The 21,947-nt window shown below is 38.3% G+C and carries 15 protein-coding genes, 1 pseudogene, 1 CRISPR repeat array and 1 riboswitch (1 of these 18 cut by a window edge); of the genes and pseudogenes, 11 read left to right on the top strand and 5 right to left on the bottom strand.

The annotated features are described in order from the left end of the window. Positions 1-94: 94 nt before the first annotated feature. The 3 genes from QE177_RS03010 to rimO form a co-directional block, all read right to left on the bottom strand. Positions 95-646, bottom strand: a complete 552-nt coding sequence (locus QE177_RS03010; protein WP_280551265.1) for a fimbrial protein — start codon at positions 644-646, stop codon at positions 95-97. 970 nt (positions 647-1,616) lie between these two features. Then, on the bottom strand, positions 1,617-2,135 hold the full coding sequence (locus tag QE177_RS03005; RefSeq protein WP_280551264.1) for a DUF2165 domain-containing protein: 519 nt from the start codon (positions 2,133-2,135) through the stop codon (positions 1,617-1,619). A 226-nt stretch (positions 2,136-2,361) separates the two neighbouring features. Continuing rightward, positions 2,362-3,693 (bottom strand): 30S ribosomal protein S12 methylthiotransferase RimO, encoded by a 1,332-nt coding sequence (rimO, locus tag QE177_RS03000; RefSeq protein ID WP_280551263.1) that lies wholly within the window; start codon positions 3,691-3,693, stop codon positions 2,362-2,364. 298 nt (positions 3,694-3,991) lie between these two features. Here rimO and speFL point away from each other — a divergent pair, with 298 nt between their 5' ends. From speFL to tnpA, 5 genes and pseudogenes are all read left to right on the top strand, one after another. Next, the gene (gene speFL / locus QE177_RS02995; protein WP_119712386.1) at positions 3,992-4,099 is read left to right on the top strand and encodes a leader peptide SpeFL; all 108 of its coding nucleotides are present in this window, start codon (positions 3,992-3,994) and stop codon (positions 4,097-4,099) included. Between the two features lie 266 nt (positions 4,100-4,365). Continuing rightward, positions 4,366-6,525 carry an ornithine decarboxylase SpeF gene (gene speF, locus QE177_RS02990; RefSeq protein WP_280551262.1) on the top strand — a complete coding sequence of 720 codons (2,160 nt, stop codon included), beginning with the start codon at positions 4,366-4,368 and terminating at the stop codon, positions 6,523-6,525. 76 nt (positions 6,526-6,601) lie between these two features. Beyond that, complete coding sequence (gene potE, locus QE177_RS02985; RefSeq protein ID WP_280551261.1) at positions 6,602-7,927, top strand: putrescine-ornithine antiporter; 1,326 nt, start codon at positions 6,602-6,604, stop codon at positions 7,925-7,927. A gap of 238 nt (positions 7,928-8,165) precedes the next feature. Further along, on the top strand, positions 8,166-8,582 hold the full coding sequence (locus QE177_RS02980) for a DUF1311 domain-containing protein (protein WP_280551260.1): 417 nt from the start codon (positions 8,166-8,168) through the stop codon (positions 8,580-8,582). 174 nt (positions 8,583-8,756) lie between these two features. Further along, positions 8,757-9,077, top strand: a pseudogene (gene tnpA, locus QE177_RS02975) (IS200/IS605 family transposase); the annotation flags it as partial. A 69-nt stretch (positions 9,078-9,146) separates the two neighbouring features. Here the strand turns inward: tnpA and QE177_RS02970 are convergent. Both QE177_RS02970 and QE177_RS02965 read right to left on the bottom strand, forming a co-directional pair. Beyond that, complete coding sequence (locus QE177_RS02970) at positions 9,147-10,211, bottom strand: porin (RefSeq protein WP_280551259.1); 1,065 nt, start codon at positions 10,209-10,211, stop codon at positions 9,147-9,149. A gap of 271 nt (positions 10,212-10,482) precedes the next feature. Further along, positions 10,483-10,652: riboswitch (M-box (ykoK) riboswitch) on the bottom strand. 154 nt (positions 10,653-10,806) lie between these two features. Next, the gene (locus QE177_RS02965) at positions 10,807-11,721 is read right to left on the bottom strand and encodes a LysR family transcriptional regulator (protein ID WP_280551258.1); all 915 of its coding nucleotides are present in this window, start codon (positions 11,719-11,721) and stop codon (positions 10,807-10,809) included. 670 nt (positions 11,722-12,391) lie between these two features. Between QE177_RS02965 and cas1f the strand changes: the two genes are divergently transcribed. From cas1f to cas6f, 6 genes are all read left to right on the top strand, one after another. Further along, on the top strand, positions 12,392-13,369 hold the full coding sequence (gene cas1f / locus QE177_RS02960; protein ID WP_280551257.1) for a type I-F CRISPR-associated endonuclease Cas1f: 978 nt from the start codon (positions 12,392-12,394) through the stop codon (positions 13,367-13,369). Then, complete coding sequence (gene cas3f / locus QE177_RS02955) at positions 13,366-16,800, top strand: type I-F CRISPR-associated helicase Cas3f (RefSeq protein ID WP_280551256.1); 3,435 nt, start codon at positions 13,366-13,368, stop codon at positions 16,798-16,800. The genes cas1f and cas3f overlap by 4 nt, the downstream gene beginning before the upstream one ends. A gap of 246 nt (positions 16,801-17,046) precedes the next feature. After that, complete coding sequence (locus QE177_RS02950; RefSeq protein WP_280551255.1) at positions 17,047-18,324, top strand: type I-F CRISPR-associated protein Csy1; 1,278 nt, start codon at positions 17,047-17,049, stop codon at positions 18,322-18,324. Continuing rightward, complete coding sequence (gene csy2 / locus QE177_RS02945; RefSeq protein ID WP_280551254.1) at positions 18,321-19,226, top strand: type I-F CRISPR-associated protein Csy2; 906 nt, start codon at positions 18,321-18,323, stop codon at positions 19,224-19,226. The genes QE177_RS02950 and csy2 overlap by 4 nt, the downstream gene beginning before the upstream one ends. 23 nt (positions 19,227-19,249) lie before the next feature. Further along, a complete protein-coding gene (gene csy3, locus QE177_RS02940) occupies positions 19,250-20,335 on the top strand; it encodes a type I-F CRISPR-associated protein Csy3 (protein WP_280551253.1) in 1,086 nt (361 codons plus the stop codon). Positions 20,336-20,343: 8 nt separating this feature from the next. Next, positions 20,344-20,979 (top strand): type I-F CRISPR-associated endoribonuclease Cas6/Csy4, encoded by a 636-nt coding sequence (gene cas6f / locus QE177_RS02935; RefSeq protein WP_280551252.1) that lies wholly within the window; start codon positions 20,344-20,346, stop codon positions 20,977-20,979. Between the two features lie 130 nt (positions 20,980-21,109). Further along, a CRISPR array of direct repeats spans positions 21,110-21,947; the repeat unit is 28 nt; unit sequence GTTCACTGCCACATAGGCAGCTTAGAAA (it continues 3,332 nt past the right edge of the window).

The raw sequence follows: 21,947 nt of genomic DNA, 5'->3' as shown, positions 1-21,947 counted from the left end.
TTGTTTCTCATTATTCGTACTCGAACATTAGTCATAAATATAAAGAATCCTTTCTATGACTAGGAAAAATATCTAGAAATTCAATTATCAATTTTTATTTATAAAGAATCTCAAAATTCATCGTAGCATTTGCTTGACCGGCTTTAACTTTTTGCCCATTAGCAATATAAGCTGCCTTTAACTCGATAATAAATGGATTGCTATTATCGAAAGGAGCATGATGCTCATATTGCTTTGTTATATCTAATAACTTACCATTTGAATCATAAAGACCGATAGCGATGCCTTCTGCCCCTGATTCATCTAACTTTATTAATTTGTCATGAAATTTATCATTAGGTGCAGTCATTTTTATTTTAGGATAAATCGAATAACCACTTCCATTAGGGCATCTGTCTAGCTTGATTTCTATCGGTTTTTCACTGCCAGGAATTTTTTCGCCACGCACAGTAGGTACTTTATCCTTCATAAAAACACCCATCTGGACAGTTAAAGTATTTGCAGAAGATTGGGTTAAAGACAGCACACACGGGCTCTCTATAATTTTTCCTTCAAAACTGATAGTTCCGCTTGGTGCAGAGAAAACTAAATTACTGAATAAAATTAGCAATATGCCAATAAAATAGCAGGTAAGATTATTTTTCATGTATATATTCCTAATAAAACAAATGATATATTTCAAACTCATAATGAAATATTTAAACGACGCAGCAGTAAACTTAGATACATTAATTTATAATAAAAATTAAAAACTGGAGTTGTAATTTATGGTATGCAAAAAATAATACCTAGCTAGGCCGGTATAAATATAGGTAAAGCGAAAATGCTCAATCTTGAGTAATAAAATTATCACTAATAAATTCACCGCCAAATAATTATTTCATTTTAAAAACAGAGCCCTATCATGTTAATTAATAATTATTGCAATAAGCAATATACTACCTAAAAATAATCAAATTGCAATCAAAAAAATACATAATCTGACATATATTTTAACATTTATACGTAAATATATTATTTGAGATAATTCAGAGACTATAAAAGCATGACTTTAAGAATATGCCTATTGTCATTTTAATAAAAGTTAATTGTATAAACAAAAATCAGCATCCACTTATTAATATTTTGCATATCTCACAAGTTACAATAAATTTTGCCGCAAAAATTCAATTATAATTTCAGTCTACTTATTTAATTCAATATTTAATTATTCTAAAATGGATACCATTTATGAACATTAATTCCCAACGATGTTAATTTTTTTATTAAAAAGAGTGTACTACTAAAATTTTGATTACGCCTATTGCTAGGCAATAAATAACCATTCCCTTAACCAGATACTCTTAATATCGGCAAAAAATAATTTTAAAATTAACTATATTTTATTATATATCTGATAGGTTGATAACATCGATATATTTAATAAATTATTTTAAAAACATTTAATTAAACATTAGTATGCAATCGTCGTAAAATCCGGCATTATTTAGTTCAGAAATAGAATAACGCATTTTTTAACTAACAATAACTTAGCGGTTCATTAGCATTTATAAGTTTATAAATGCTAATGAACTTTGCCAATAAGATGAGCTGCAACTCACGGCATACAAAAAAGGTTACTTCATCTCATTATGCTCACGCTCACGATTACGGTCTCTATCGCGATGAACAAGATAAATAAGCACCAGCAAAATAGTGGTATAAACTTGAAACGCTTCTGCCCCACTATTCCATTCAGACATCCACATACCAAACCACTCTCGGCCCAATGACATATACACAATTTGCCAGGTCAAAAAACCTAAGGTTAAGCCAGCAATGGCAATTTTTTTCTTTCTATTAAAATTAGCCGCGGTATTTTTCAAATTAGCTAATAACCTAATGCCACCAATCCAGCAAAGTATTGCTGTTAATGTTTGCAGAATAATGAGAATGATATAACTTACATGATGGGCAGTTGAAGACTCAATCGCACGGTACTTAATGGTGGCCTCAGGAAAGATAGTATCCATCAAAAGAACATGACGGATTAAGGCAAAATTGGTGTCATAATCGGTAATATTACCGATAACCACTAACGATGTATATAACGCCACCGCACATACAGCCAACGCTTTAGATAAACGAATAATCATGATTTATTGTCCTTAGAAATACAATAAGATAATCTTCGATACAAGATGCAGGCTCAAAAATAAAAATGTTCACTGTTTAGTATAATTAACTAAACAATGAACAGATTAATTTTAACACAAGAATTTAAAATAGGACAAAATTCAAAAAAAAGCAGTAATTTTGTTAATAAGGCATATTAGTAGGCAAAAATAAAAACCCTATCATACCTTATAGATTTGATTCACATTAATGGATATGTCTCGTTGCCCATAGATCATATTCGTCAGCATGTTCAACGTATACCTGAACGATATCACCCGGTTTAACATTAAATTCGCCATTAAGGTAAACAACACCATCAATTTCAGGTGCATCAGCCATACTACGCCCTACTGCTCCTTGATCATCCAGCTCATCGATGATTATCCAGATCTTAGAACCAACTTTCTGCTGCAAGCGCTGCTGCGAAATTTGCTGCTGAACCTGCATAAAACGGTGATAACGCGCCTCTTTTATCTCTTCTGGAACTTGATCGGGTAACGCATTGGCTTGTGCGCCATCAACGGGGCTATATTTAAAACAACCAACTCGATCTAACTGCGACTGTTGGAGAAAATCAAGTAATAGCTGGAAATCCGCTTCGGTCTCCCCTGGAAAACCAACAATAAAGGTTGAGCGCAAAGTTAATGTAGGACAAATTTCACGCCAACGGCGAATACGCTCTAAGGTTTTCTCTACTGCCCCCGGCCGTTTCATCCGTTTTAACACCGTTGGACTCGCGTGTTGCAGGGGAATATCTAAGTAAGGTAAAATTTTACCCTGTGCCATTAGTGGGATCACGTCATCTACATGAGGATAAGGATAAACGTAATGCAAGCGGATCCAAATGCCTAAAGCGGCAAGCTGTTGACACAAGCTGACCATATTGGTTTTTACTGGCTGACCATCCCAAAAACCTACCCGATGCTTAGTATCTACGCCATAGGCTGAAGTGTCTTGTGAAATAATAAGCAACTCTTTCACGCCTGCGGCAACTAAACGTTTGGCTTCACTTAATACCTCACCAATAGGCCGACTATCTAAATCACCGCGCATCGATGGAATAATACAAAATGTACAGCGGTGATTGCAGCCTTCAGAAATTTTCAAATAAGCATAATGCTTAGGTGTTAATTTGATCCCTTGCTGCGGCACTAAACTAAAAAAAGGATTATGTTGCGGTTTAGGAACATAATGATGAACATGGGCTAACACCTGTTCATAACTATGCGGACCAGTGATGGCTAATACTTTCGGATGTACTTCACGGATCTGATCTTCTTTCGCTCCCAGACAACCGGTTACTATCACTTTACCATTTTCATTTAATGCTTCACCAATGGCTTCCAATGATTCTTGTACTGCGCTATCGATAAAACCGCAGGTATTAACAATAACCAGATCAGCATCATGATAACTGGCCACAATTTGATAACCATCCGTGCGTAATTCAGTCAAAATTCTTTCAGAATCAACTAAATTTTTCGGGCAGCCTAATGATAAAAATCCTATTGTAGGGACACGTTGTTTATTGCTCATAAAGGTAGGATCTATGTTATAATATTAATTGGATAAAAAAGTTATTTTAACATTGAAAAAACGAAATTGTACAATTGGGTTTGCGATCCAAATAAATGCGTATCAAGAATTGCAATATTGTTTATTAATAATAAAATTCTATCTGAAATGAGGGATAAATTCAGATAAAAAGCGTGACAGCCAATAATTAAAAAAACTTCTTATACTAATTTTGATTAACATCATTATTTATTTTTTTTATTAATTTATATTGATAAAAATACCCGATATAACAAACTGCTTTTTTAGAAGTGCAAAAATGGAAAATAATAACCGACTTTGGCCTCATATAAGACGAACAACCCATTTAATGATGTTCTGCCATCGCTCATGTTTTAGTTTTGAACGTTTCTGCACCCACAGGTGATCCTTTTCGACATTCATGCTGCTGTTTTTGCTGTATGGATCGTCATTCCCAAATAGTCATGCCATTGATTTAAATAAATCATGTCTATTGTATTAACTATTCATACTTATTAATCAGCGCGTTTAGATTAATTAATCTAACAAAATGATTTATTGCTTTAAGCTAAATCAAATTTAGCTTAATTCAATTTTCAATAAAAAATACGCCAAAATAAATGTCCATCCATTTTGGCTGCAATTCTATTGTCTTAATTTACAGGAAATAAAATGGAACAATATAAACTCGCTACCAGTTTTGATATCAGTGACCATATTGATAGTTCACGTAGCTTGGTTAATATCTTTGCTACTGACTTCACTGATGTTGCTGCGATTATCATCTCGCTAGAAGATATTCAGCAAGGTGGACTTGATACCATTAAACAACAAAGTTTTGGTCAGCCGATTTTTGCGCTAATTCATCACAATCAAGTTATTCCCGCTGATACACTAGCTTGCCTGACCGGTGTTATCGATCTCAACAAAGACAATAGCCAATTGTATGCAAAGCAATTAGAAATTGCGGCACAAAAATATGAGCAAAGTTTACTCTCACCTTTCTTTGGCAAGCTAAAAAAATATGTCGAACAAGGCTACAGCGCTTTCGATTGTCCGGGCCATCAAGGGGGAGCATTCTTTCGGCGTCATCCACTAGGTAACTTATTCGTCAACTATTTTGGTGAAAACCTATTCCGTTCAGATCTGTGTAATGCTGACGTTTCAATGGGCGATCTATTGATCCATGAAGGTGTACCTTGTACGGCACAACAATACGCCGCAAAAGTGTTTAATGCCGATAAAACCTACTTTGTTTTAAACGGCACCTCTTCTGCCAACAAAGTGGTATTAAACGCCTTACTGGCACCGGGGGATTTAGTGTTGTTTGATCGCAATAATCATAAATCTAATCATCATGGTGCGCTGATCCAAGCAGGTGCTACACCAATCTATTTAGAAACAGCTCGCAATCCATTTGGCTTTATTGGTGGCATCGACGCGCACTGCTTTAATGAAGATTATCTGCTTGATCTGGTCAAAAAAACTTCGCCTAAGCACGCAGAGCAAAAACGTCCTTTTCGCTTGGCTGTGATCCAGCTTGGTACCTATGACGGAACAATTTACAATGCACGTCAAATTGTCGATAAAATCGGCCATCTTTGTGACTATATTTTATTTGATTCCGCCTGGGTAGGTTACGAACAGTTCATTCCAATGATGAAAGACTGTTCGCCATTACTGTTGGAACTCAATGAAAATGATCCCGGTATTTTAGTCACCCAATCGGTTCACAAACAACAAGCTGGTTTCTCACAGACTTCTCAAATCCACAAAAAAGACCGTCATATCAAAGGGCAACCACGTTATGTCAATCACAAACGCTTGAATAACGCCTTTATGATGCACGCTTCCACCAGCCCGTTCTACCCGCTATTTGCCGCTTTAGATGTTAATGCCAAAATGCATGCCGGCGAAAGTGGCAAACGGCTATGGATGGACTGCGTAAAAACCGGTATTGAAACACGCAAATTATTACTAAGTTGCTGTAAATTCATTCGCCCATTTATTCCTGAAATGATCGATAACCGCCCCTGGAGTGACTACGACACCGATGAAATCGCTAATGATTTACGCTTTTTTAAATTTACCCCCGGTGAACGCTGGCACTCATTTGATGGTTACGCGGAAAATCAGTACTTTGTTGATCCATGTAAACTGATGTTAACGACACCCGGCATCAATAGCCAAACCGGCAATTATGAAAGCTTTGGTGTACCAGCCACTATTTTGGCAAATTACCTACGTGAACAGGGCATTATCCCGGAAAAATGCGATCTAAACTCAATTCTATTTTTACTCACACCGGCAGAATCGATAGCAAAAATGCAACATCTGGTGGCCCAAATTGCCCGTTTTGAACATTTACTGCAAATCGACGCCCCATTAGCTGACGTTTTACCAACACTCTACCGCAGCAACCAACAACGCTATCAGCACTATACCTTGCGTCAGCTATGCCAAGAGATGCATGACTTATATGCCAAATTGAACGTAAAGCAACTACAAAAAGAGATGTTTCGGCAAGCGCATTTTCCAGCCGTCAAAATGTTACCGCAAGCAGCCAACATCCAGTTTGTACGCGGCCAGGTCGAATTGATTGCTATTGAAAACATTGCCGGTCGAATTGCGGCCGAAGGCGCGCTACCGTACCCACCGGGCGTCCTATGTGTTGTGCCAGGAGAAGTCTGGGGCGGGGCGGTGCAAAACTATTTTCTGGCGTTAGAAGAAGGGATCAATCAGTTCCCAGGTTTTTCACCGGAACTACAAGGCGTATATCTGCAAACTGATGCTGATGGCCGCATCCGTGCTTATGGTTATGCCATTAAATAGTCATGCATAACTTCACAAACAGTAAATCTTTACCAATTAAATAACTAAGATTTCTCAAGAGTTAAGAGAGAAAAAAATGCAGGTATCTAAAAATAAAATGAGTGTGCTACAGCTAACCATATTGACTACGGTGAATATGATGGGCTCAGGTATTATTATGCTGCCGACCAAGTTAGCAGAAGTTGGTACCATATCAATCCTCTCATGGATCGTTACCGCTGTCGGCTCAATGGCCCTGGCTTACGCTTTCTCAAAGTGTGGCATGTACAGCCGTCGCAGTGGCGGAATGGGTGGTTACGCTGAATATACCTTCGGTAAATCCGGCAACTTTATGGCTAACTACACTTATGGGATCTCACTATTAATTGCTAACGTGGCGATTGCTATCTCTGCAGTTGGGTATGGAGCAGAACTATTCGGGGTAAGCTTAAGCCCATTACTTATTTGTATCGCTACCATCGCCGTATTATGGATCTGTACTGTTGCTAACTTTGGTGGTGCTCACATCACGGGTCAGATAAGTAGTATCACCGTTTGGGGGGTTATTATTCCAGTTATGGGGATCTCCATTATTGGCTGGTACTGGTTCAAATCCGACCTATATATCAACTCCTGGAACCCACATAATTTTCCATTCTTTCAGGCAGTTGGCTCCTCAATTGCCATGACACTATGGGCATTTCTCGGCATGGAATCGGCTTGTGCAAATAGTGAAGCCGTTGATAACCCAGAGAAAAATGTTCCTATTGCCGTATTAGGCGGCACACTAGGCGCAGCAGCCATCTATATTGTATCCACCAATGTCATAGCCGGTATTGTACCTAATATAGACTTAGCTAACTCCACGGCCCCCTTTGGTTTAGCTTTCGCACAAATATTTAATCCCACGATCGGTAAAGTCATCATGGCGCTAATGATCATGTCATGTTGTGGTTCCCTACTGGGTTGGCAGTTTACCATTGCGCAAGTATTTAAATCATCATCGGATGCTGGCTACTTTCCAAAACTTTTCTCCGCTGTCAATAAAGCAGAAGCACCGATTAAAGGTATGCTGACTATTGTCATTATCCAATCTGGCTTAGCGCTAATGACCATTAGTCCATCATTAAACAAACAATTTAATGTATTAGTTAACCTCGCAGTTGTGACAAATATTATTCCTTATATTCTTTCTATGGCCACCATGATCATCTTACAAAAAGTGGCTAATGTTGAGCCACAGAAAGCAAAAATGGCTAATATTATTGCTTTTATTGGGGCCACCTATAGTTTTTATGCCTTATATTCTTCTGGAGAAGATGCCATTATGTGGGGCGCGCTAGCGACATTCTTAGGCTGGACGCTCTATGGCTTCGTTTCACCACGCTTCGAAATGGAAAATAATCAAAATATACATAGCTAATACTAACTCAATATCATTGACTCGCTTTCTCCTCATCACCATGCGATGAGGAGTAATTTAGCCAGCCTAAATTAGCGATCTACATAATGACAATCATTTCAGCATTGAACAAATAACCATTCTTTTATTCAGACTAAATCGTAATATTGATAATCAATCGACATTTATATCTCAACCATCAACCTTGTCCTGTATACTTATATATTATTAATACCGATAAACCATTCGAGTTGATGCCATGAAAAAATTAACCCTAGTTATCATGTTATTTATCAGTAAATTGGTGCTAGCCGATAGCATTAATATCGATCAAACGTTAGAACAATGTTTAGCGAAACCAACAACGGTATCAACCCTCGATAGCGTTGATTGTTACCAAAATGCGTTAAAGTTATGGGATAACGAATTGAACGAGCAATACCAATTATTAATCGCCGATAAAAAGTTAAGCTCAAAATTCAAAACTGCATTGAAAAAATCACAATTGGCATGGATAAAATATCGCGATCTCAACTTAGAAGCGATTAACCGCTTTTATGATACTCAGCAAGGAACCTATTGGGGGATCGCCGCGATGGCCAACAAAATTGAGTTAACTAAAAATAAAGCGTTAGAATTAACCAAATTAAGAACAAGCACTGAAATCGGTAATTAATAACCATTGGTTATTGACATCCTCCATGCCCTAAAAGACGTGGATTCCTACCGCGTTCAGCCTGAAGTCTGATTCGCCTCGGTGGGTTCCTGCTTCAACGGGCGGTCTGACTGCACCCTCCCTCCACAGGCAAGCACGGCATGTCCTGCCGCTAAAATGTTACGCGCCCCATATCACGTTCACTTACTGATTAATTACCCCCCAAAATTGGCGATATCTAATCTGGTTAACAGTCTCCAAGGGGTGTCGAGTCGATTACTTCGACGGGATCGCGCTGATATAGCACAACGTTATTACTACAAAGGAGTTCTATGGACACCAAGTTATTTTGCAGGAAGTTGTGGCGGCGCACCGATATCTATTATCCGACAGTACATTGAGCAACAGCAAACACCTGGTTAGTTTGAAAACCGCGCCTTATATCTCCGCCCTGAAGGACGGGGTTTTACGGCGCATCAGATAAAAATAAATTTAGTTATGTATGTCATTAAATAGCTAACGACACACATAACTAGCAATTACAATAAAAGATAACAGAAAATTCGCTCACAATAGTGATAAAGTTTAGAAACTATAAGTCATCCCTATCCCAATAACATTATCGCGCGCTATCTCTAATTCGTTAGCCCGTTGGCTATTTCTCAATAGATTAACTTTATAAGCAGCGTAAGCTTTAAAATTATCGTTAAAATTATAGTTAGTATAAATATTAAGATAATTAACCACATCCACTTGCTTATTAGCCCGCGAATAAAAATAAGCTATTCCCGGCTCTAAGCCTGATGCAAATGTATAGGAAGAAAGCAACTCAAGGGTACTAACTTTACCAAAGATCACTACATTATCATCGACTTCGTGAAAATGAATATTGCGGCTTTCGGAATATAAACCGGCAAATTTGACAGGTTCAGCGTCATAATTGAAACCTACCGCCCATATTTCCGCCGATTTACCCGCCCGGATCTGCTGTTGCTGCTGAGTTCTGTTGGAATAAAAATAGGCCACGGTTGCTTGCAAATCATCGGTAAAGTGATAACTAACACTGGCTCCCCACCCCTCACCATTTTGATGCTGAACCTCATCATTATGACTATTTTTGCCTTGATACTGCAAAGCAAAATTGAGTCCCTTTACTAAATTAAAAAAATCAGTTTGGCGATAAGTCAGCAAATTACTCGCCTCTTTGGTGGTTGAAATATCACTATCAGAAAAGAAATCACCGTCAAAAAGCGATAATCCATCGGTATAAGCAGCAACATCATAAATAACACCATAATTACGACCATAATCGATATGGTGAGTTTTATATTTTAATCCGGCAAAAGCCAAATTATTCTTTGATTCATTACTTTTATCCCCTTCTCCGCCATGTAGTTCTGTTTCATGTTCAAATTTGGCAAAACCACTAACAGAATCGGTAAACTGACTATCTAACTCTAAACCCAGTTTTACTTTTATTTCATTACCATCTTGATTCTTATCTTTTGAACTCATTAGTTTAGATTCAATCTCACCATTAACCGCTATTCGACTACCTTGCTTATCATAAACGTCTACTGCCATAGCCCCGGGAATATAAAAACAGAAAAAAATTAAACCGGTCGATTTATTTTTAATAAAAGAAAACATAATACTTATCTCAAGACATATAAAAATTGATGAACTGGTCATCATACAAATATTTTAAATACAGACAGCCGATGAGTGATTATTTATAATCACTTTATGCTGTTTTAACACAATAAAATAAACAATTAATTTATCGGTATAGGAGAAAGAAGAGAGATATAGCTAAACCTAGCTAAGAAAATACTTTGCTCGCTGAATGTCAAAAATAGAAACATATAGATACCCTATAATAAATCTCATATATAGGGGCGACCAGATGAAAGAGCATAGAACACTATCCCAATCGTCTTAGTTTTAGCACTATACAACGTATCCTATGATAGGAAGTTACTTTGAGGCAAACCTTAATCCGATCTGCCTTGTCCTAACCTTGGGCGTCTCTCGACGTCGTGAGATCAGCAACTTGTGTTTGTATAGGAGCCTCGCCTAACGAGATATAACACTTTCGAATGAGCGCGTATTATATGCTTAAAGAATGGGGAAAAAATATCCCATTGGTAGTTTGTTTATGTTTTATTTAATTATGTTAGCCATTTTACGACAAAACCAAGCAACGAGTCGTTAAATTAATTGAATAACAAACGGTGCTCATCACTTAATGATAACCAAACCACTCTTTTAATCCTGAGCTTAAAATGGCAGATATGGCAAAATAACGATAATCTGCACGGTAATATAGCATTAATGAATGGATATTATTGACTTCATTTTTGTCTACTTTTACCTCTTTTAATTTTTTTGTCAAAATAGAATTAATAGCCATATGGTCAGGAATATAAGTAATACCTAATCCTTTTTCAGCCAATTTCACACACGAATAGTAATCAGTGGTTAACATCATTTCTGAATAAGGCAGAAAATGATATCGCTCATCATCGACCTTACCTTGTAATGAAGGATAAATGACTGTTTCAGAAGATAAAGATAAACTATTCACCTGTTGTTCTTTCGCCAAAGGGTGGGCAGGATCTGCCACTAACATCATTTGAATATCACCGACAACTTGCGCATTAATATTGTTATATATCTCAACACATTGTAAGCCTAAAACAAAATCTGCTTTATTACTATTAAGGGTAAATTCAACATCAAATAAATCCGCATGAACAATATGTATTTCAACAGCGGGAAATTCTTTCTTTAATTTCAATATTACATCAGCAATCGCCTCTTCAGGAATCAATTGATTAAATGCTAATCTAATGGCCGCAGGCTCTTTATTATTATTTAACGCGAAAGAAAACTTTTCTAATTTTTGTAAAGATAATAAAAACATTTTCACCTTTGGCAATAAAAGTTTACCATTACTATTTATATCCAAAACAGAACCATTCGAGCGTTTATCAAATAACGTGTAGCCTAATATAATCTCAAGTTCATTTATCCAACGACTAATTGTCGTTTTAGACTTATTTAATAATATCCCTGCCTGTAAAAAATTACCTGACTCAGCAGCAGCGACAAACGCCATCAGCATTTTATTTTCTAATTGTGGTAAAAATTTTTTCATTACTGCTCCGCTGTCTGTTTTATTGAATTATTATTACCTGAAATCAATTTCTAACAATTTATAATAAAATATTATGATAATCCGACATTAACAAATATTTTTCTGCAACTAAATTTTTAATAGTATATTTAATATATATAAATTTCATTTTTTGTAAAAAAACGTTATGTATCGCCATCGGAGATACCTTAGTATTTCAACTAAATAGCAATGCAAAATCAAATTCAATTTATTTTATGTTTAAACTTTATTTATTTAACTCTTCAATTATCATGGAGAATTTTTATTTTTTTAATAAATAAAAATAATTAAACATTAGCAGCATTTAATTAATGTATAGATTTTTAAATAAATACTATATTTCTATAGTTTATATTAACTATATTTACATAACTTATTAGTCAATAAAAAAGTTGCTAGCAACTAAGCAATAAATTTTTACGTCTAATTAGGGAAAATTAAAATTAATCTCAATAAGCTATACCATAGAACAAAACCTTACTTAACCTAAATTTATCTGATTTTTATGTGCTATGTCATGAAATATAAAAAAAATTTTCATTAATATATGACCCTAAATAGCAACCAACAAAACACCAATTAACAATCAATTAATTTGCTAGCGCCATTTAGCGTCAAAAAATCATTAAAATGGAGTTTTAAAATAAAAATGGAACAACTGCCTCCTTCAGACTTAAAAACAATATTACATTCCAAAAGAGCTAATCTCTACTATCTAGAACATTGTCGCGTTATGCAAAAAGATGGCCGAGTTTTATATCTAACGGAAGCTAAAAATGAAAACTGCTATTACAATATTCCCATTGCAAATACGACCGTAATTCTATTAGGCACAGGAACCTCTATCACTCAAGCCGCTATGCGAATGCTAGCCACCGCCGGCGTACTGGTCGGTTTTTGTGGCGGCGGTGGTACTCCTTTATTTATGGGTGCCGAAATCGAGTGGCTAACACCACAAAATGAGTATCGACCAACAGAATATTTGCAAGGCTGGATGCAGTTCTGGTTTGATCAAGATAAGCGTTTAGCCGCCGCAAAGCAGTTTCAGCAGGCGCGGATCAACTATTTACAACAAGTTTGGGAAAAAGATCGTGAATTGAAAAATGAAGAATTTGTTTACCAAAATAAAATAATCCAAAAGGCTTTAGAAACATTTCATGCGCGCACCAAAGTGGCTAAGGATCCCACAGAACTCTTAGCAACAGAAGCACAATTGACGAAAACTTTATATAAATATGCAGCAAATAATACCAACCAGAAAAATTTCATCCGACAACATAAATCACTCACTAAAACTAATGAGTTCCTTAATCACGGTAATTACTTAGCATACGGTTTAGCCGCCAGTTGCCTATGGGTATTAGGTATCCCGCATAGTTTTGCTGTTATGCATGGCAAAACTCGCCGCGGAGCACTGGTATTTGATGTGGCTGACTTAATTAAAGATGCGATAGTTCTGCCATGGGCCTTTATCTGCGCCAAGGACAATGCCAGCGAACAGGAGTTTCGCCAACAAGTATTACAACAATTTGTTGAGCATCAAGCACTGGATTTTATGTTTAACACCGTAAAAGCAATCGCATTGCAAAACCATTCTGAACAACAGATTAAGGAACAAAATCTATGATGGTAACGTTTGTTTCTCAGTGTGAGAAAAATGCTTTGAAAAGAACACGCCGAATATTAGATGCCTTTGCCAATCGGATTGGCGATAACACCTGGCAAACCTTGATCACTAAAAATGGATTAAAAACCGTACATAAAATGTTACGCCAAAGCGCTAGCAGAAATAGTGCTATCAGTTGCCACTGGATACGATCTCGTTCCCGTTTTCAATTATTATGGGTGGTTGGTAACAAAAATAAATTTAATAACGAAGGCCATGTTCCTGTTAACCGCACGGAAAAATCACTACTTGGCAGCCAGTATGAAAATAACTGGAAGTACCTGCCGTTAATTGATGCTTTCACTCGTCTGGCAGGCTTATTACACGATTGGGGAAAAGCCACTCGCTTATTTCAAACTAAATTAGATCCACAATATAAAATTTCAGCTAAAGGTGATCCAATTAGGCATGAATGGATCTCGGTATTACTGTTTAGTGCGTTAGTGAAAACCAGTGACCAACCTCAGCATGATTCAAGCTGGCTTGACACCTTGATTACTCAGCGCATTGATGAAGCAAAGCTACAGAATTGGCTAACAGAACATCACAGTCATCTACAGGAGATAAAACCGTTAACCCACCTACCTGATGCCGCATCACTATTAAGTTGGTTAATCGTTTCCCATCACCGGTTACCTTCCCTACGAGTTGATAAGGAAATTAACAATTTAAAAGATCAAACTAGTGACACGATAGCCCAATTATTGCAGCGGCTGAAACAAAACTGGGGATACGAAAATCGGCAAGATGAAAAAGAATATCAACAACGAGTGAGTCAGTGCTTCGAATTTCCCCAGGGATTACTCAGTCAATCGCCGGCTTGGCTTACAGCGCTAAGTTCAGCGGCCAACCATTTAAAACAACAGTTACCCCTGTTCCTGGAAGCAATGCAAAATGGCAGTTGGCGCCTAATTGCTCATCATGCTCGCTTATGTTTAATGTTGGGCGATCATCATTACTCATCACAAAATAACGATCCTAACTGGCAAACCAATATTAATTTATATGCCAACACTGCACGTGAACCAAATAACGGCGGTAAAAAATTAAAGCAAAAATTGGATGAACATCTACTCAATGTTACAGAAGCGGCGAGAAATGTAGTGGAATATTTGCCTTTTTTTGAAAGTGAACCGCCAGTCGCCTGTGATATCAAGGAATTAAAACCACAGAAAAATCCCAAACAAGGTTTTCAATGGCAAGACAAGGCAGTAACGGCAATTAGCCATTATCGCGATGAAAATAACGACAATATTAGCGGTTTTTTTATCGTCAATATGGCCAGTACCGGTTGTGGTAAAACGCTGGCCAACGCCAAAATTATGCAAGCTTTATCGGATGATAAACAGAGTCTACGTTTCATACTCGCATTGGGATTGCGTACACTGACATTGCAAACTGGGGATGAATACCGTGATCGGATCGGGCTCGATAATAGCCAATTAGCGGTCTTAATCGGCTCGCAAGCGATCCAACAGTTGCATCAAGATGAACTAGCGCCGAAAAATGAAGAGCAAGAAACGGATTATGAGGCAACGGGCTCAGCATCTGTGGAAAATTTATTCGATGGTGACGACGAATTACGCTGGCAAGATGACGCCTGGCAAGGAATTCTGCCAGAAGAAGAGCTGACCACTGTGTTAAGACGCGCAAAAGATCGCGCTCTACTCTATGCGCCAGTGTTAGCTTGTACCATCGACCATATCATGGCCGCAACCGAGACCACACGTGGTGGACGCTATATTCTGCCCTGTCTAAGATTAATGTCCTCCGATTTAGTAATCGATGAAGTTGATGATTTTATGGGCGAAGATCTGGTCGCTATTGGCCGATTAATTCATCTGGCCGGTATGTTGGGGCGCAAAGTGATGATCTCATCAGCCACTATACCACCAGATCTGGCATTAAGTTTTTTCCATGCCTATCAGCAAGGCTGGTATCTGCATGCCACTAGCCGACATCTTAATCATCAGGTTGGTTGCGTCTGGGTCGATGAATTTACCGCCCACCTTGCCACCCTCAATAACAGTGAACAAACTGCGCAATACTATCAAGCTGAACATCAGACATTTATCCAAAAACGAACTGAGCGGCTGGCGGAAAAACCAGCAAGACGCAAAGCAACAATTTTGCCATTGCCACGTGATAAAAATGATACTGATCAGCAAAAAAGCTACTTTCAGGCTATTCAGCAAGCAATTATTGCTCAACACCAACAGCACAGTTTCCCTGACAAGCTCACCGGTATTAATGTCTCTTTTGGTGTTGTACGGATGGCAAATATTCAGCCATGTATTCAGTTAACCCGTTTCTTATTGGAAGCCATTTGGCCGCAAGAGGTCGATATTCGGGCCATGGCCTATCACAGCCAACAAGTACTGTTATTGCGCCATGCACAGGAAAAACATCTTGATGCGGTACTTAAACGCAAGGAAGAGCCGGGAGAAGCACCCGCCGCACTGAATGACCCAGTGATCCGTAACCACCTTAATCAGACCAAAGCAAAACAGTTGATCTTTATTCTAGTCGCCACACCAGTAGAAGAAGTCGGCCGCGATCATGATTTTGATTGGGCAGTGATTGAACCTTCCTCCTACCGTTCGCTGATCCAATTAGCCGGACGGGTGCGCCGCCATCGTGAAACCGCGGTTAAACAACCCAATATAACCCTACTACAATACAACTGGAAAGGCTATCAGGGTAAAAATCAGCAAGTATTTTCGCAGCCGGGTTATGAAACCGCCGCAAAATATACTTTAGCAACTCATGATCTAACGCAATTAGTCGACGAAAACCAATTACGCGCCACAGTCGATGCCACACTGCGCATCCAAAAGCCAACCGAGTTACAGCCTAAAAATAGGCTGGCTGATTTGGAGCACCATGTTATTTCTCAAACACTTGGCTGCCAATATATCTTTCCAGCGAAAAAAAATGTGGTACCGGTTATGCTCAGAGGTAGATTAATAAATCAGCCAACAACAGGAAAAACGTCTGATCAGCTATGGGGTTACACCAGTGGTTGTTGGTGGATGACCGGACTACCACAATACTGGAACCGATTTCGTAGTAGCGCGCCTTCAACCCAACTATACCTGATGGAGATTAAAGAAAATCAACGACCGGTTTTTCAACTGTATGATAAACAGAGTGGTTGGGTACCAGTTGAACATCTATTTGGCATCAAACCAAAACCTTTAGCAGAACATTTGCTACAAAAATTATGGCTGGTGCGAGATTACGTCGAGTTAATCAATCAACGACAACAGGAAAACGAACAAATTCCCGGCAACTCATACATTTTTGGCGAAATTACTTTTACTCATTGGGATAATGAGCACTGTACTTATCATTACAACGATCAATGGGGATTGGAGAAAGTGGTTGACTGACTGGCATAAGCCAGTCAGTCGGCTGCCTGTGTGGCAGTAAAATTTAATATGAAAAAAATAATTTTCTAAGCTACCTATATGGCAGAAACTACATTTTAACATTCTACAGGATTGCAGTCACTTTGATCTTATTCTCTGATATTTGCATTCACAAAATTTTTAATATTAAAAATATAATGGGTTGATATTGATTTTTTATTAGGTTAAATTAATAAAATATCGAAAAACAAAAGGACAAGTAGCGATATGTTAGATCCAGCAATAGAAGCCTTTTTTACTGTACGCAAAGCAGAATGGCTTAAAAAAAATCTTAAATCCTCCGACAATGAAGAACAAATCAATACAAAAAGGCAAGAATGTGAAAGAGTTTTTAGTTTAGCAAACTGGCTACCTGAACGAGCTGCTAAAATAAATAGTCGAGCATTAACCACCCACCCCAGTACATTTACTCATACCGCTACCGGCATAGGTAAAAAAAATCTAAAAAACCAAACTTTTGTCACACCAATTATCTACTCGGGAAAAAGGCAAAATGACGGTTTTTTACGCTCAGGTAATGTGGTATATAAAACTATTGATTCAGTTGGTAATGCCGCAGAAATGGGTATTGAGAATTTTCTTCGGCTTAAATTAGCTGATGGAGCATCATTACTTGAGCATATTGAAAATGAAACGGATTTAGCCAAATCACTGTTATCAATCGATGGCCATGATTATAATACCCTTAGAACTGACCTATTAGCCATTAAAGCTCAGCACCCAAAGCCATCAACCAGTTCCAAAATAAAACAGATCTACTTCCCAATTGACGATGGATATCACCTATTATCGCTATTAACACCATCGTGTTACTTATTTGAATTACGTCAGCGTATCGACCAGCTGCGCTTTGCGGAAGAAAACAAAGCAGCACGACAGTTAAAAAGCAAAAACGAATATAGTGAGCATGGCTTTAGCGAAATCTATGGTATTACTACCATGAGTTTTGGTGGTACCAAACCACAAAATGCCTCAATGCTAAGCAGCCAAAACGGCGGTAAAGCCCACTTGCTGTTATCTCTGCCACCTACCCTGCAAACTCGCACACTACGCTTGCCACAACACAATTTTTTTACTGATACCTTCAATCCTTTTCATATAAAAGAAACCTTTCAGGCATTTCATTGTTTCCTACATATAGATAAAAACAATATAAATTTACGCAACCAGCGAGATAGTTATATACAAGAGTATATCGAGCATATTATTTTAATCATGTATCACATTCGTCAGAAATTTAGCGAAAATAATATTAAATTACCGGAAAACCTACCCGATTATCAAAAAATCTGGCTTTTTCCTAATCGGCAAGATGAACGCAATCAAACTAATGATTGGTTAACTTACCTAATTGAAGTACTCGCTCGCCAATTTATTTCTAGCTACCAAAAAATCATTGAAAAAAAATACATTCAGTTAGGTGATGCTGAATTAAAAAAAATAATCCAATTGGTCGTTGAAAATAATAAGGAGTCACTAAGGTGAGCACAATTAGCCTGTTACATCTACCCCATCTTCGGATCCATAATGCTAATGCGCTATCCAGCCCATTTACTATCGGTTTCCCGGCTATGACCGCCTGGCTGGGTTTCAGCCACGCTTTACAACGCAAACTCAATCAGCATGGCTATCCGACACTGAAATTTTGGTCAACTGCGGTTATTAGCCATGCATGTGATCTGCAAACCTATAAAGGCGCTGGTGATTTCGTTCAATCGATTATCGGTACCGCCAATCCCCTGGAAAAAGACGGCTCACGCGCTTCATTTATTGAAGAAGCACGCTGCCATCTGGACGTCTCTTTATTAATTGAATATGAAAATATGGAACAAGGGGAACAACAGCCATTAAACCAACAACAGCTAGATAAAATCAGCCAATTACTACTCACCATGAAAATTGCCGGTGGCGATATTTTAGCCTTTGCAAATCCGCAAATATGGACTGTTGACGACGACGATGACAATGATAAAGAAAAACGTCAATTAAAAAGTAGTTTGATGCCCGGCTACGTCTTGATTGAACGCCGTGAATTGATGAAAGAGGCTATGGAGGCCGGGAAAGATGCTATTGATGCCCTACTCGATTATCTGACCGTACATCACCAGTGTGAAAAACAGCAAAATGGCCAAATTGAATGGTACAGCAAACGTAAAACAGCAGGATGGATTGTACCGATTGCGACAGGTTTCCATGGTATATCCAGCTTAGCAAAAGCACAAAATCAACGTGACCCTGATACGCCACACCGATTTGCCGAAAGCATTGTCACATTGGGGGAATTCAAAATGGTACATCGTTTGGAACAGCTAGCTGACAGCTTTTGGTATTACGCCACTGATACAGAAAATAACCTCTATTTATGTCAGCAAGACAAGCAAAACTAATTTAATTAATGGAGAAACATAAAATGGCGAAAAATAATGACTTGACTTCCGTATTAGCATTTGAAAAAAAATTAGTGCCCTCTGACGGTTATTTCTATGGCACATGCTGGGACAATAAAAAAGAGGCTTTCCCTTTAACATTACAGGAAAAATCGGTACGTGGCACAATTTCAAATCGTTTAAAAGGTGCGGTACAAAATGACCCGATGAAGCTTAATGCTGAAGTTGAAAAAGCCAATCTACAAACCGTTGATGCTTGTGCACTCGGTACCGATCAGGACACCTTAAAACATCAATTTACTCTCAAAATACTAGGCGGTGTACAATATCCTTCAGCCTGTAATAATGCCAATTTTAAACAAAGCTATGAACAAGCGGCAACCGACTATATTGAGCGGGAAGGATGCCAAGAACTTGGCCGCCGCTATGCACATAATATCGCCAATGCCCGTTTTCTATGGCGTAATCGAGTGGGCGCTGAAAAAATAGAAGTCCAGGTTAGTGTATTAAGCCAAGGACAGGAACAGCAGTGGACATTTGATGCCACTCAATACAGTATCCGTGATTTTGAACAACAAGATACAGCCATCAATGAGTTAGGTAATAAAATCGCTGCCACCCTGTCCAGTAAAAATGACGCACTGCTATTAAACATCACCACTTATGCATTATTAGGCAGAGCACAAGAAGTCTATCCTAGTGAAGAACTAATACTCGACAAAGGAAAAAGTAAAAAAAGTAAAGTCCTTTATCATGTCAATAGGCCTGCGGCTAGGCACGAAGGCGCTAGCGCAAGCCCGGAAGTTGAACCCAATGTTATTAGGCACGCGGCTATGCACTCACAAAAAATCGGTAACGCATTGCGCTCAATCGACACCTGGTATCCCGCCTACCAAGATCCTGAACGTAGCGCCGGCGCAATTGCTATCGAGCCCTATGGTGCAGTTACCAATTTAGGTATTGCTTACAGAACGCCGAAAGAGAAGCAGGACTTTTACAGCCATTTTGATAAATGGGCCCGCGGCAGCAAATTAGACAATACTGAAGATGAGCATTATGTCATGGCCGTATTAATCCGCGGCGGTGTTTTTGGTGAAAGTGAAAAATAAGGTGGGCTATGAACTACTATCAGGAAATCACTTTATTGCCCGATCCCGATATTAGCCTTGGTTTCTTGTGGCAGAAAATTTATCAACAACTGCATATTGCCTTAGTGGACAATAAAGTTAATCAGACTCAAAGCGCAATCGCGGTTGCCTTTCCTGAGTACGCTTGTTCCACTTTCCAATTAGGCAAAAAATTACGTTTATTGGCGGCAGAAAGAGAGCAGCTAAACCAACTGCATATTGAGCAATGGCTAGCCCGATTTTCCGACTATGTCCATATTAAATCGATTCAAGCGGTGCCATTGCAAGTAAAACCTGTCAGCTATATCCGTCAACATATTAAAGGTGAAAATCGCATTAAACAGGCGATGCTCAGTAAAGCACAACGCTGGTCGGCCAAAACCGGCAAACCATTAATAGAGTGTTTAAAACAACTGGAGAAAACCCGACCACAAAAGCAAAGTGACTTACCTTTTATTTGGTTAGACAGCCAACAAACCAAGCAACAAACAGGAAAGCATAGTCAATTTCCATTATTTATTAAACGGATAGAAAGATCAGAGGCGCAAAATGGCACATTTACCTGCTATGGATTAAGTCAGTCTATGTCCAACCAGGAATCAATTGCTACTGTACCCCATTTTTGACCTTTAATTTTCGCTCTTTAAAAATATAGTTATAAAACAATAAGTTGTAGCAAATATAAAAATAGAAGGGTAAAATGCTGTTTTTTATCTAACTTCTTGTTGCAACTTATTTATTTTGATTTATGCTATTGTTCACTGCCACATAGGCAGCTTAGAAACGCGGCGGTACACGTTATACAGAGATTTTACGGTTCACTGCCACATAGGCAGCTTAGAAAATATTTATCCCAAAATTTGGCACGAGAAAAACGTTCACTGCCACATAGGCAGCTTAGAAATTCTTCCCTTCGTAGACGTTTTGCGAATGATCGTTCACTGCCACATAGGCAGCTTAGAAAAATAGAAATCAAATCTCGTTTGACGAGTCCACGTTCACTGCCACATAGGCAGCTTAGAAATTATCATCATCTTCATTGCCTTGGCAATAAATGTTCACTGCCACATAGGCAGCTTAGAAATGTGAATTCTGTGCCTGGTCTTGTCGATCATTGTTCACTGCCACATAGGCAGCTTAGAAAAAAAACTTTATCATCATCGGCATTACCCTGACGTTCACTGCCACATAGGCAGCTTAGAAATAGTCAATTTTCCGGTGATGTTGTTAAACCTTGTTCACTGCCACATAGGCAGCTTAGAAAAAGATGACTCAGCGCAGGCCAATAGAAATCAAGTTCACTGCCACATAGGCAGCTTAGAAAGGCAGCACGCAAATCAGCAACTTCACGTTGATGTTCACTGCCACATAGGCAGCTTAGAAAATTTTGAGTTATTTAGAGTTGGCGCTTGGTGTGTTCACTGCCACATAGGCAGCTTAGAAAATCCGTCTGGTAAAGTTAAAATAATGTTTAATGTTCACTGCCACATAGGCAGCTTAGAAAAGTGATCAGTCCAATATTAGCATTAGTCTGATGTTCACTGCCACATAGGCAGCTTAGAAAATAAAAGGAACAATTGGCGTCGCAAGTCTC

Origin of the sequence: Arsenophonus sp. aPb, from assembly GCF_029873475.1 — a bacterium.
GTDB lineage: Bacteria > Pseudomonadota > Gammaproteobacteria > Enterobacterales > Enterobacteriaceae > Arsenophonus.
Note: the sequence above shows the minus strand (reverse complement) of the source record. Positions and strands in the feature narration are given on the sequence as shown.